Annotated in this window: 10 protein-coding genes; 6 read left to right on the top strand and 4 right to left on the bottom strand. The window is 63.5% G+C overall.

From position 1 onward, the window contains the following. Positions 1-35 precede the first annotated feature (35 nt). The 3 genes from KA354_18120 to KA354_18110 all read right to left on the bottom strand — a co-directional run bounded on the left by KA354_18120 (position 36) and on the right by KA354_18110 (position 5,422). A complete protein-coding gene (locus KA354_18120; GenBank protein MBP7936561.1) occupies positions 36-1,031 on the bottom strand; it encodes a dihydroorotate dehydrogenase-like protein in 996 nt (331 codons plus the stop codon). A 135-nt stretch (positions 1,032-1,166) separates the two neighbouring features. Next, entirely contained in the window at positions 1,167-4,742 is a 3,576-nt protein-coding gene (gene nifJ, locus KA354_18115; GenBank protein ID MBP7936560.1) for a pyruvate:ferredoxin (flavodoxin) oxidoreductase, read from the bottom strand. Positions 4,743-5,158: 416 nt separating this feature from the next. Further along, on the bottom strand, positions 5,159-5,422 hold the full coding sequence (locus KA354_18110) for a hypothetical protein (GenBank protein ID MBP7936559.1): 264 nt from the start codon (positions 5,420-5,422) through the stop codon (positions 5,159-5,161). Positions 5,423-5,709: 287 nt separating this feature from the next. Between KA354_18110 and KA354_18105 the strand changes: the two genes are divergently transcribed. Beyond that, a complete protein-coding gene (locus tag KA354_18105; GenBank protein MBP7936558.1) occupies positions 5,710-6,012 on the top strand; it encodes a hypothetical protein in 303 nt (100 codons plus the stop codon). Positions 6,013-6,057: 45 nt separating this feature from the next. Here the strand turns inward: KA354_18105 and KA354_18100 are convergent, their stop codons facing one another. Beyond that, positions 6,058-6,960 (bottom strand): hypothetical protein, encoded by a 903-nt coding sequence (locus KA354_18100; GenBank protein ID MBP7936557.1) that lies wholly within the window; start codon positions 6,958-6,960, stop codon positions 6,058-6,060. Between the two features lie 203 nt (positions 6,961-7,163). On the opposite strand from KA354_18100, the gene KA354_18095 reads away from it, so the two are divergent. The 5 genes from KA354_18095 to argS all read left to right on the top strand — a co-directional run bounded on the left by KA354_18095 (position 7,164) and on the right by argS (position 13,459). Further along, a complete protein-coding gene (locus tag KA354_18095) occupies positions 7,164-8,036 on the top strand; it encodes a glycyl-radical enzyme activating protein (protein ID MBP7936556.1) in 873 nt (290 codons plus the stop codon). Between the two features lie 4 nt (positions 8,037-8,040). After that, positions 8,041-10,401 (top strand): glycyl radical protein, encoded by a 2,361-nt coding sequence (locus tag KA354_18090; GenBank protein ID MBP7936555.1) that lies wholly within the window; start codon positions 8,041-8,043, stop codon positions 10,399-10,401. 181 nt (positions 10,402-10,582) lie between these two features. Further along, positions 10,583-11,167: a hypothetical protein gene (locus tag KA354_18085; GenBank protein ID MBP7936554.1), complete on the top strand. Its 585-nt coding sequence runs from the start codon at positions 10,583-10,585 to the stop codon at positions 11,165-11,167. Continuing rightward, positions 11,130-11,405 carry a hypothetical protein gene (locus KA354_18080; protein ID MBP7936553.1) on the top strand — a complete coding sequence of 92 codons (276 nt, stop codon included), beginning with the start codon at positions 11,130-11,132 and terminating at the stop codon, positions 11,403-11,405. Before KA354_18085 ends, KA354_18080 begins: the two co-directional genes overlap by 38 nt. 185 nt (positions 11,406-11,590) lie before the next feature. After that, positions 11,591-13,459, top strand: coding sequence for an arginine--tRNA ligase (gene argS / locus KA354_18075; GenBank protein ID MBP7936552.1), 1,869 nt, complete (start codon positions 11,591-11,593; stop codon positions 13,457-13,459). The last annotated feature ends 58 nt before the right edge of the window (positions 13,460-13,517 follow it).

The following is a 13,517-nucleotide window of genomic DNA, read 5'->3' as shown; positions in this document are numbered from 1 at the left end:
AGCATCCTCTCAGTGTCCAGGGTCTCTGCTCAAGCCTACGCCGGCTGCCAGCTTTGCAGAATGTGCATGTAGTTGGCGCGTTCGTAGGCCTTCGGATTTGGCACCTTCAGCAAACTCATGCTACCCTGCATCTGGGCCAGCGAATCGTACTCGTGTTCCTCCAGCCACTGGGCGACGTCTTGCCGAATGGTCTTCAGGTGCTGCGGACCGCGCTGCAACAGGGCCGACACCATCTGGACTGCGTGCGCCCCGCACATCACCGCCTTGACCCCGTCGAGGCAGGTGTGCACGCCGCCGGTCACTGCCAGATCGGCTTGAATCCGCCCCGACAGGATCGCCAGCCACCGCAGGCGAAGCAGCAACGCGCCCGACGAGGACAAGTTCAGATCCGAGAGCACTTCCAGCGTCTCGACGTCAATATCCGGCTGGTAGAACCGGTTGAACAGCACCATGCCATCCACCCCGGCCGCGTCGAGCTGCTTGGCCACGTTGGCGAAGGAGGAGTAGTACGGCGATAGCTTCACGGCCACCGGAACGGTGACCGTCTTCTTGACCGACCGGACCATGTCCACGGTACGCTTCACCACGGCCTCGCCGGGCTCGGTCATGTCCGTTGCCAGGTAGTAGACGTTGAGTTCCAGAGCATCGGCTCCGGCTTGCTGCATCCGCTTGGCGTAGTCCAGCCAGCCACCCAGCGTCGTGCCGTTCAACGAGGCGATCACCGGCACCTTCACCGCCTGTTTGACCTTGCGAATCTGCTCCAGGTACTCATCCGGCCCCAGAACGAACTCGTCCGGCTGAGGCAGATACGAGAGCGCCTCGGCGAAGGACTCGGCCGGGCCATCCATCGCACTGGCCGTCGCCAGCCCCTCGGCAATCAACTGCTCCTCAAACAGGGAGCGCATGACGATCGCCGCCGCACCGGCGTCTTCCATCTTCCGGACGTTGTCGAGTTTGTCCGCCAGCGGCGACGCACCACACATGAACGGGTGGGTAAGCTTGAATCCGAGGTAATGCGTGGAAAGATCCATGAACGGGACCTCCATTGAGGGTTGTCGGTTATCGGTTATCAGCAGCCAATCATCGACTCTTCGGTTTCGGGGTATTCACCCGCGTCGAGAAGCAGAGCCGGCTGACTCCGCTTCCCGACATCCAGTCGCTACACGCTACTCGCTCTTGCCGCCGTTGGACTTGGGAACGGTCAGCTTGGCCATATGATCATAGACGGCCAGTCGTCTGGCGGAGGCCTCGGCGGCCATGACCGAGAGCTTCTGGAATCGTTCCGGATTCATCTTCTCGACCATCCGGAAACGAGTTTCGTTCCGCATATACTCGCTGACCTTGGTCTCACCCGGCGTCGAGTCGAGGATGAGCGGCGGTTCGCCGTTGAGAACCCGTCGCGGGTCGTAGCGGTAAAGCGGCCAGACGCCGCTGTTGACCGCCAGCTTCTGCTGCTCAAGGCCGAAGGCCAGATCGTAGCCGTGAGCAATGCAGTGGCTGTAGGCAATGATGATCGATGGACCGGGGTAGGACTCGGCCTCGACGAAGGCCTGGACCGTATGGGTGTCCTTGGCCCCAATCGCCACGCTGGCCACGTAGACGTGCCCGTAGCTCATGGCCATCAGGCCCAGATCCTTCTTGCCGACCGACTTGCCGGCCGAGGCGAACTTGGCGGCGGCCCCGATGGGGGTGGCCTTGGACGCCTGCCCGCCGGTGTTCGAGTACACCTCGGTGTCCAGCACCAGGATATTGATGTCCCGCGGCATCGAGAAGACGTGATCAAGGCCACCGTACCCGATGTCATACGCCCAGCCATCACCGCCCAGCATCCAGACCGACTTGCGCACGAGATAATCCGCCAGGATGGTCAGACGTGCGGCATCGTCCTCCTGAAGGGTGGCCAGCTTGGCCTTCAGGGCGGCGACCCGATCGCGCTGCGCCTTGATCCCGGCCTCGGTGGTCTGGTCGGCGCCGAGCAGCTCGGCGACCAAGTTGTCGCCGATCCTGGCACCCAGCTTGGTTACCAGTTCACGGGCCTGCTCGTGGTGCTTGTCGATGGCCGCACGCATCCCGAAGCCGAACTCGGCGTTGTCCTCAAACAGGGAGTTGGCCCAGGCCGGGCCGCGCCCGTTGGCGTCCTTGCAGTACGGCGTGGTGGGCAGGTTGCCGCCGTAGATGGAACTGCAGCCGGTGGCGTTGCCGATCATCAGGCGATCGCCGAAGAGCTGGCTGAGCAGCTTGACGTAGGGCGTCTCGCCGCAGCCGGCGCACGCCCCGCTGTACTCGAACAGTGGGCGGAAGAACTGCGAGCTCTTGACGTTGACCTTGTCGATCGCACTGCGGTCGGGATCGGGGATGCCAAGGAAGAAGTCGTAGTTGGCCCGCTCGCGTTCGCGGAGCGGCAACTGGGCTTCCATGTTGATCGCCTTGTGCTTGGGATTGCTCTTGTCCTTGGCCGGGCAAGCCTGGATACAGAGCTTGCAGCCGGTGCAATCCTCGGGAGCGACCTGAATGGTGAACTTCATGCCCGCGAAGTCCTTGGCCTTGTAGTCGGCCGAGCGGAACGCCTCGGGAGCCTTGGCCAGCTCCGATGGGGCATAGACTTTCGAACGGATGGCGGCGTGCGGGCAGATGATCGCGCACTTGTTGCACTGAATGCAGACCGCCGGATCCCAGATGGGTATCTCGAGGGCGATATTGCGTTTCTCCCACTGCGTGGTCGCCGTGTCGAAGGTGCCGTCCGGCGGAAAGGCGCTGACCGGGAGCAGATCACCCTTGAACGCCATCATTGGGGCGATCACCTCGCGAACGAAGCTCGGCGCCTTGTCGCTGACGATCGAGGGACGGCGGAACGTGGCCGTGACTTTGGCCGGCACCTTGACCTCGTGCAGGTGGGCAATGGTGTCGTCGACCGCGGCGTAATTCCGCTTGACCACCTCGTCGCCCTTTTTGCCATAGGTCTTCTTGATCGTCTCCTTGATCTTGGTGATGGCCTCGTCTCTCTGGAGAACGCCCGAGATCGCGAAGAAGCAGGTCTGCATGATGGTGTTGACTCGGCTGCCCATCCCCGTCGCCTTGGCCACTTCGTAACCGTCGATGACATAGAACTTCAGCTTCTTGGCGATGATCTCCTCCTGAACCTCGAGGGGCAGATGATCCCAGACGGTTTCCGCCGAGTAGGGCGCGTTGAGCAGGAAGGTCGCGCCCGGCGCCGCGTAGCACAGGACGTCGTATTTCTCAAGGAACACGAACTGGTGGCAGGCAACAAAGCTGGCCTTGCTGATGAGGTACGGCGGGCGGATGTAGCCCGGCCCGAACCGCAGGTGCGAGATGGTCATCGCCCCGGACTTCTTGGAGTCGTAGACGAAGTAGCCCTGAGCGAAGTTGTCGGTCTCCTCGCCGATGATCTTGATCGAGTTCTTGTTCGCCCCGACCGTGCCATCCGCCCCCAGGCCGAAAAAGACCGCCCGGACCACGCTCTTGCCTTCGATATCGAAGTGCTCATCGAGGTCCAGAGACAGGTGGGTGACGTCATCGTTGATGCCCACGGTGAAGTGCCGCTTGGACGAGGCCTTGGCCAACTCATCGTAGACCGCCTTGACCATGGCCGGCGTGAACTCCTTGCTCGACAGGCCGTAGCGACCACCGATGATGGTCGGCTCGGCCATGGCCAGCTTGCCGGAGTCCTTGGTTTCGCGAAGAGCGGTGACGACGTCCTGGTAGAGCGGTTCGCCGACTCCGCCCGGTTCCTTGGTGCGGTCCAGGACGGCGATCTTCTTGACCGACTTCGGCAGGACCTTGACCAGGTGCGGGATCGAGAACGGGCGGAAAAGCCGGACTTTGATCAGGCCGATCTTCTCGCCCTTGCCGACGAGGTAGTCTACGGTCTCGTGAGCGGTCTCGGCACCGGAGCCCATCATGACGATGACCCGTTCGGCGTCGGGAGCGCCCACGTAGTCGAAGAGGTTGTACTTGCGTCCGAGGCGCCCGCCGAACTGATCCATGGCCTGCTGGACAATGTCCGGGCAGGCGTCGAAGAACTTGTTGCACGCTTCGCGGGTCTGGAAGAAGGTGTCGGGGTTCTGGGCAGTGCCGCGTATCTTCGGCTTGTCGGGGGTCAAGGCCCGCTCGCGGTGAGCCTTGATCGCGGCCTGGTCCATCATGAATAAAAGGTCTTCGTCGGAGATCATCTCGATCTTGGACACTTCATGCGACGTGCGGAAACCGTCGAAGAAGTGCAGGAACGGGATGCGGCTCTTGAGCGTGGCGGCGTGAGCGACACAGGCCAGGTCATGGGCTTCCTGCACCGAACCCGAGCAGAGCATGGCGAAACCGATCTGCCGGCAGGCCATGACATCGGAGTGATCGCCGAAAATCGACAGGGCATGCGTGGCCAGGGTGCGGGCGGTCACGTGCATGCAGAACGCGGTCAGTTCGCCGGCGATCTTGTACATGTTCGGGATCATCAGCAGGAGGCCCTGCGACGCGGTGAATGTGGTGGCCAGCGCCCCCGCCTGCAACGCGCCGTGGACGGCACCCGCCGCTCCGCCTTCGGACTGCATCTCCGTCACCTGAGGAATGGTCCCCCAGATGTTGCGCATTTGCTTCGACGCCCATTCGTCGGAGAACTCGCCCATCGGCGAAGACGGCGTGATCGGGTAGATCGCGATCACCTCGCTCGTGCGGTAAGCTACGGAGGCGGCAGCTTCGTTGCCGTCCAGTGTCATGATTCGTTTGGCCATCCATCGTCTCCTTTTAGCGAAATCCCGCCCGGCGGTCTCGGCGACCGCTTGAAGGCGGTACTTTGGTCGTCACGGATTCTGCCCGGCGATTACTACCGTCGCTTCCAAGGTTGGCTGTGGGCCCGCCCGGCCAGCCAGGCAAAGCGAGCGACACTCACGGCACGCCGGCTTGGCAGGGCGCACGCTCACCTACCCGACAGTCTGTCGCGAACCCACATTGTGCCCGTTTTCCCGGGTGTCCGCAAGCCGCCCGAGAACGCCCAAAGGCAGACCGCCATCGCCCTCCATGCGGCCGAGAACCGGGAGGCCAAGCCGCAATATGAGACTGAGTCTCAGTATCCTGGCGGCCTTCCGCTATCCGGCGACACCCCCCCGTCAGCACGGCAGCTCCCCTGGACCCTGCCTGCTGCCCCAGGTCACGGATGATCAAAGACCATGCTCTGTACTTCGATACCCGCAAGAGCCGCGACCTTGGCGGCCATCTGGCCGCAGAGCGCTTCGTCGCCGACCATCTCCAGCAGAATCAGACCATTCGGCGAGCACACGTTGTTCGATGCCTCGTGCAGCCCGAGCCGTGTCCTGATATTGCATCCGTACTCGCTGAGGATCTTCTGAACCCCGCTCGCGTTGTGGGCCCGGTCGGTCACGTGAATACCGTAGATGACATGCTTGTCAGCCATGTGTTTCTCCTTAAAGCCAGTGGGCATATGTATAGCGACTCCAACCTCGCTGCAAGAAGAACCGCGGTTATCCGTCAGCTATCGGTTCCGACCATCCCTGAGTCAACGGGCACGAACCGCCTCCCCGCTGCCGAACGCGCCATCGCCGGGGCGTGGCACCACCGAATCAAGAATCACCGGGTGATGGCCGCCAGCTCAAACCGCCTTGCGACGCTGACCTCAGGCAACCGCATCTGTCTGCTTACGTGAAACCCGGGCCCGGGGTACAATCTGGCGGAGGATCAATCATGTTGAAAGTCAAACCGGTTACTGTGGGTTTAGCGGCTCTCCTGGCGACAGGCCTTTGGCTCGGGGGCTGCGTGAGCGTCAAGGCCCCCGAGTCGATCAGCATCGGCAACCATCCGCACCGGGTGGATTCGAGCCGCGTTCCGCCGACGCAAAGCCATGACGAGGCCCGTCAACGACTCGGGGAAGCCTACGAGCGAAACCGCTATCTCGAGGCCAAGGTCGAGAAGTTGGAGCGCGAGAAGGACGAGCTCAAGAGAGAGCGGGACGAGTACAAGCGCCGATACAAAGAGGCAACGGATTGAGGGGATGCTCTCTCATCACCCGGGGTCGCCGGAGCCGGCAAGGAGCTACTTGTCCTTCGTTTGTTCGGACTCCGGCTTCTTGACGTCGGCCGTCCCGAGCTCGTCGGTCTTCGGTTTCATGGTCGTCTTGCCATCGGCGCGCATGTACAGTTGCGAGCGAAACTCCTCTCCTTCCGCTCGCTTGGCGGTGATCGACATGTCAATGACCGCCCGGTCGGTGCTGCCGAGGGGCAAGCCCTTGTCGATGTCAAAGGCATACAGCTTGTCGATGCGAACCTTGCCTTCAACTTGGTACACACCCTCGTCCGACTTGAAGCTGAGTTCCAGAGGGACCATGATCTCGCCACGCAGCCAGGCGGTCCGGACCTCCGACTCGTCGCTGGTTCCCAGGAAGCGAAACTCCTGCTTGGCCTTGAGGGGTTTGCCGTCGGGACCGGTGAGGTTCGCGGCGGCCGTCCAGGTCGCTCCGGGAGCGACGGGCTCTTCCGGCAGAACCGGCGGAAGATCGAGCTGCTGCACAATGTAGCGCCACCAGCGGAACCGCATCAAGTTCTGTGGCGAGGCCTCGAACGGGTCAACCTCGGTACGAACCACCTGGCCCCGCCGATCGAATGTGAAGACGACCGGCCCGACGGCCTCGGTCATGGGATCGCGCGTGTTGCCGTTGACCGTACTTTCGCTCGATGACTCGCCGGTCATCTTCAGGCTTGCGGTTTCACCCGCCGGCACCTCGCTCATCTGGGCCAGCAGCTTGCGCTTCTCCCTGCTGACCAGGACCAGCTTCCCCGTGTTGGGAAGACCTAACACGTGTCCCTCGGCCGTTCCCTCGACGCTGACAGTCAGCTGGAAACTGGGCTCCGCCCTGTAGCTCAGCTCGACCCTGTCCTCCGCTGCGGCGATGGAACCGAACACCAGAAACAACATGAGGATCTGCATAGTTCTAAGCATGACTTACTCCTCCGTTGAACGTGACCTGTGAACCGGTCGACCTGGAACAAACGCATCATACCGTCCCGAACAGGCCGGGTCCATGCGGCAGACCGAGGCCCTGCGGAAGCCGAAGGCCTGGTTGCCTTGGATCGCCAACGATTCTACAATGGAACGCGTGGGGCCCCACATCGGTGAGCGTGCCAGCGGCTGGAGTACTCGTCTTGACAAGCGGAGTCGTGCTCAACATTCAGCGGTACTCGCTCCAGGATGGACCCGGCATCCGCACCACGGTCTTCCTCAAAGGGTGTCCGCTGGACTGCTGGTGGTGCCACAACCCGGAGAGCCGGTCGCACGAGCAGGAAATCATCGTCGTCGAGAACCGCTGCATGCGGTGCGGACACTGCCGCGAGGCCTGTCCGACCGATCTGGCCGGGCCGTGCACCCGGTGCGGGGCGTGTGTCGAGGCTTGCCCAACCGACGCCCGCCAGATGGCCGGCCGAACCATGACCACCCGGCAGGTACTCACGGAAATCCGCAAAGACCTCGTTTTCTACGAGGAATCGGGCGGCGGTGTCAGCCTGTCCGGCGGTGAACCGGCCATGCAGCACGACTTCGCCCGAAGCGTGCTCCGTGCCTGCCGCGACGAAGGCATCCATACCGCCATCGACACGAGCGGCTATGCCCCGCAAGAGCCGCTTCTCGCCGTCGCGGAACTGGCCGACCTGGTACTGTATGACCTCAAGCTGATGGACGATGCCCGCCATGTCCGATACACCGGGGTGTCGAACGCGACGATCCTCGAGAACCTGCTTGTCCTCAGCCGTCGGCACCGCACGATCTGGATTCGCGTGCCGCTCATACCCGGGGTGAACGACGACGCGACCGAACTGGCGAGCATCGCCCGATTCGCGGCCGGCGTCCCGGGCGTCCGCCGACTGTGCCTGCTACCCTACCACGAGCTGGGCATGCACAAGAGCCGCAGGCTCGGCCGGCCCTACCGGATGAACGGAACCCGCGCCCCGGATCCGGAACAGCTGGACCGGGCTGCCCGCGTGTTTCAAGCCGCCGGCCTCGAAGTGATGATCGGAAGGTAAAACCATGACCGAACGTACCGCCAGACTCCGAAAAGCGAGCCTCGATGCCAAGCCCCACCTCTCCCACGAACGGGCCAGCCTCCTGACCGACTTCTACTTGGCCAACGAGGGCAAGTTCTCGGTGCCAGTCATGCGCGGGCGGTCTTTCCACGACCTCTGCGAGCACAAGACGATCTGCCTGGGGGACGAGGAGCTGATCGTCGGCGAGCGCGGTCCGGCCCCCAAGTCGGTACCGACCTATCCCGAGCTCACCTGTCACAGCCTGGAAGATCTGCGCATCCTCAACTCCCGACCGAAGACGAGCTACGCGGTTTCCGAGGAGTGCATGAAGGCCTACGCCGACAAGATCATCCCCTACTGGCGGGACCGCAGCATCCGCGACCGGATCTTCAAGGTCATGACCCCCGAGTGGCTCGATGCTTACCGGGCGGGCCTGTTCACCGAATTCATGGAACAGCGCGCACCAGGTCACACCGTGCTCGACGACAAGATCTACCGCAAAGGCATGCTCGACTTCAAGCAGGACATCGCTGACACCCTGGCCGGTTTGGATCCGCTCACTGATCCGCTGGCGTACGCGAAGCGCGAACAACTCCTGGCCATGGACATCGCCTGCGACGCCATGATCCTCCTCGCCCGGCGGCACGCGGAACTCGCCCGTCACCGGGCCGCAGCGGAATCGAACCCTCGCCGGCGTGCGGAACTGGAGAAGATCGCCGACGTCTGCACCCACGTGCCCGCCCACGCCCCGCGCGATTTCCACGAGGCCCTGCAGTACTACTGGTTCTGCCATCTCGCGGTCATCACCGAGCTCAACGGCTGGGACTCGTTCAGCCCCGGCCACCTGGACCAGCATCTGCTGCCGTTCTATCGCCGCGGGCTGGAAATGGGCGAGCTCACCCGTGATTCCGCCCGCGAACTGCTTGAGGCGTTCTTCGTCAAATTCAACAACCACCCCGCGCCACCCAAAGTTGGCGTCACCGCCGAGGAAAGCGGTACCTATACCGATTTCGCCAACATCAACCTCGCCGGCCTGCTTCCCGACGGGTCCGACGGCTCGAATGAACTGACCCACCTCCTGCTCGATATTGTCGAGGAGATGCACCTGCTCCAGCCGAGCTCGAATGTCCAGCTCTCGCGCAAGACCCCCGACGCGGTTCTCAAGCACACGCTGCGCGTGCTCCGGAATGGGTACGGATTTCCCTCGATCTTCAACGCCGACGCCGTGGTCGAGGAGCAGCTCCGTCAAGGCAAGACGCTCGCAGATGCCCGGGCCGGAGGATGCAGCGGATGCGTCGAAACCGGAGCGTTCGGCAAGGAGGCTTACATCCTCACCGGTTATTTCAACCTGGTCAAAATCCTCGAGCTGACCCTGCACGACGGCGTCGATCCGGGCACCGGCCGGCAGCTCGGGCTCAAGACCGGCACCCTGACCACCTACAGGAGTTTCGGGGAGCTCTTTACTGCGTTCCGGCGGCAAGTGCGGCACTTCATCGACCTCAAGATCCGCGGCAACCAGGTCATCGAGCAGATGTACGCCACGCTGATGCCGGCACCGTTCCTGTCGGTGATCACCGACGACTGCATCCGCAAGGGGCTGGACTATAACGCCGGCGGAGCCCGGTACAACAACACCTACATCCAGTTCGTCGGCATCGGCAGCCTCACCGACTGCCTGTCCGCCATCCGCCAGCTCGTGTTCCAGGACCAGGCCATCACCCCCGCCGAACTACTCGCGGCCCTCGACGCTAACTTCGAGAGACACGAGATCCTGCGCCAGCGACTGGTCAACAAGACCCATCGATACGGCAACGACGACGACGCGGCCGACCATCTGGCGGTCGCGGTATTCGACATGCTGGTCGAGGATCTCGATGGCCGGCCCAACAGCAAAGGCGGCCACTACCGCGTGGAGATGCTCCCAACCACCTGCCACGTGTACTTCGGCTCGGTGACCGGGGCAATGCCCGACGGCCGAAAGGCCGGACTGCCTCTGTCCGAGGGCATTTCGCCCGTCCAGGGCGCAGATCGCAACGGACCCACCGCCGTGCTCAAGTCCGCGGCCAAGATGGACCACATCAAGGCCGGCGGGGCCTTGCTCAACATGAAGTTCTCGCCCTCACTGCTGGCCGACGATGACACCCTCGACAAGCTCGGCCACCTCGTGCGGTCCTACTTCAAGATGGACGGCCACCACGTCCAGTTCAACGTCGTGACCGCCGACACCCTTCGCAGGGCCCAGGCCGCGCCCGAATCCCATCGCGACCTGATCGTACGCGTGGCGGGCTACAGCGACTACTTCTGCGACCTCTCCCCCGAGCTCCAGAATGAGATCATCGAGCGGACCGAGCATGGCCGCTTCTGAGACACGAGCCCCGCCAGGCCACGCCGATAAGCCGTGGGTCCGATAGAATCTCGTCAGTCTCTCCCATGAAGCGAAAAGAGCCGCGAGGCGGCCGTCGCGGCGGGAAATGGCTGGTACAATAGTCCATGTCCGCCCTGATGGTGTCGCCGGAAACCGCATGCCGGCAGGAGGGAATCGCTCTGTGCGGTGGCTGCGTCTTGTCGCGAGTCTGCTTGCAGCCAGTTCCTCGGCCTTGGCCGATGGACTCGTCCACCGAGTGGTCGTGGACCGGTCACGCTATGGACCGGGTGACTCCGTCACCATCACCGCCGAGCTGAACAACGCCACCGGCTCCCCTTGGAGCGGCTGGCTTTCGGTGGAGATCTGGAAATCCACTACCCTTCTGCACGCGCTTGGCCGAAACATCACGGTGCCCCCCGGCCCGAAGACCGAAATACTCACCTGGACCGCCCCACCCCTGGACTATCGCGGGTACACCCTGGTGGCCCGGGCGGGCGGTGCTTCCGCGTCGACGGCTCTGGACGTGTCCAGCACCTGGACGCGGTACCCGCGCTATGGCTACCTGCGGAACTGGACCGCAACACCGTCTCGCTGGCATGGGCACCGGCCGTGGATGATTCGGGCGTTGTCGGGTACGAGGTCCGGCGCGACGCTGTCCTCATCTCCGGCCAAAGCGAGCCGAACTTCACGGACACGGCTGTCACTCCGGTTCCACCTATGTCTACACGGTGCGAGCCATCGATCTATGTGGGAACGCATCCGCTGACGCCGCGATCGAGGTTGTTGTCGGCACACCGGCGGACTTCGATCTCGATGGTTACGTCAACGCCGACGACCTCGCCTTCTTCACCGCCTGCCTCACCTCAGCGAACGTCGATGCGGCCCCGGGATGCGAACCGGCGGACCTCGACCGTGACGGTGATGCCGACCTCGATGACTTCGGTATTCTGCAGCGATGTCTTCGGGGCATGGAACTGCAGGTCGATCCGGCCTGCGGCAACTGATACCGCCTGATCCTGACCGCAACTCGTCCCGACGATCGGGGCGGTCGAGCCGCATCGCCCCGCGCCACCCGACCAGGGCCATCTCAGGCTGTCTCCACCCTGACGACAAGCTCCGGTTTTGCCGTCCGGTCTGCGTTGTGGGTACAATCTCCGCTTTGATCGGCCTCCTGGATAGGAACGCCACGATGAAGTCGATGCTTGGCCAGATACAGAGACTCTTCCAGACCGCGCTCGTCCAGTCGCTCGGCGAGCAGGGGCATAGCGTAGACCCGCTGATTCGCCCGGCCGCCGACGACCGCTTCGGCGACTATCAGAGCAACGTGGCCATGAGTCTGGCCAAGCAGCTCAAGCAGAGACCGCGGGACGTCGCTCAGAGACTGGTCGACCTGATCACCCCCCTCGCCACCGCCCTCTGCGAGCCCTTTGAGATCGCCGGCCCGGGATTCATCAACATCCGCCTCCGAAACGAATGGCTCGCGGGCAATCTGAATGCCGTCCCGCCCGCCGAGGCGTGTGACCGCCTTGGGATCGAGCCGGCCGATCCCCAGACGGTGGTCGTGGACTACTCCAGTCCGAACGTCGCTAAGCAAATGCACGTCGGCCACCTGCGAAGCACCATCATCGGTGACACCTTCGCCCGCATGTTGGAGTTCGAGGGTCACCAGGTCATCCGCCAGAACCATGTCGGCGACTGGGGCAAGCAGTTCGGCATGCTCATCGCCTACCTGAAGGAGAAGATGCCCGCCGCTCTGGACGGCTCGAGCACCGTGCATCTGGCCGACCTTGAGCAGTTCTACCGCGAGGCCAACGCCAAGGCGGCCGAGGACCCGGCTTTCCAGGACAAGGCCCGAGCCGAAGTCGTGGCTCTGCACGGCGGCGATCCGGCGACACTCCGGGCGTGGCAGTATTTCGTGGACGAGTCCCGCAATCACTACATGCCGGTCTACGGCCGACTGGGCGTCAAGCTCACCGCAGCGGACGAACGCGGGGAGAGTTTCTACAACCACCGGCTGCCCGACGTCGTCGCCGATCTCGAACGGGAGTTCGGCGCGGCCGACGCATTGCCGCAGCCCAGGCCGGGAGTCCGCGAACCGCATATCACCGTCATCGAGTCGGACGGCGCCCTGTGCATCTTCCATTGGTTGCCGTCGGGCGAGCCGATGTTCAAGAGCCCCGAGGGCAAGCCGTTCCCCTTCATCATCCGCAAATCGGACGGCGCATACCTGTACGCGACCACCGACCTGGCGGCCGTGCAGTTCCGCATCCGTGATCTCGGCGCCGACCGTATCATCTACGTCACCGACGCTCGTCAGGCTCAGCACTTCGAGATGCTGTTCTCTACCGTTCGCGCCGCCGGATGGACCAGGCGATCCGGGAAGCCCGAGGTGCAGCTCGAACACGCGAGCTTCGGGTCGATCCTCGGGGAGGACCGCAAGCCGCTCAAGACCCGGAGCGGCGAGAACATCCGCCTGTCCGACCTGCTCGACGAGGCCGTCAATCGAGCGGCCAACCTGATCCGCGCGAACGAAGCCGATCCGAACAAGAAGCGCGGCTTCACCGCGGCAGAGATCAACGACATCGCCCAGGCGGTCGGCGTCGGAGCGGTGAAATACGCCGACCTCTCGCAAAACCGTCAGAGCGACTACGTCTTCAGTTGGGACAAGATGCTCGCCCTCGAAGGCAACACCGCCCCCTACCTTATGTACGCCTATGCCCGCATTCGCTCGATCTACCGCAAAGGGGCAGAGTCGAGCAGCAACCTGACCGGCGGGCGGATCACGCTCACTGAACCGGCCGAGCGCGTCCTGGCTCGCGCGATCCTCCGCTTCGCCGAGACAATCGAGAACGCCGCCGCCGGCCTGCGGATCAACCTGCTAACCGAGTACCTCTACGAGGTCGCCGGCCTGTTCATGAAGTTCTACGAGTCCTGTCCCGTCCTCGGCGCCGCCACCCCCGAACAGCGCGCCAGCCGCCTGCGCCTCTGCGACCTCACCGCCCGAACCCTGGCCATCGGCCTCGACCTGCTGGGGATACGAACGGTGGAGCGAATGTAGAGCAGCGCCGAAACGCCCCAGCGAAGACCAGGAGCCGAGTTCGCATCTCCCTCACCCG

The sequence above is a fragment of the Phycisphaerae bacterium genome (assembly GCA_018003015.1).
GTDB lineage: Bacteria > Planctomycetota > Phycisphaerae > UBA1845 > PWPN01 > JAGNEZ01.
Note: the sequence above shows the minus strand (reverse complement) of the source record. Positions and strands in the feature narration are given on the sequence as shown.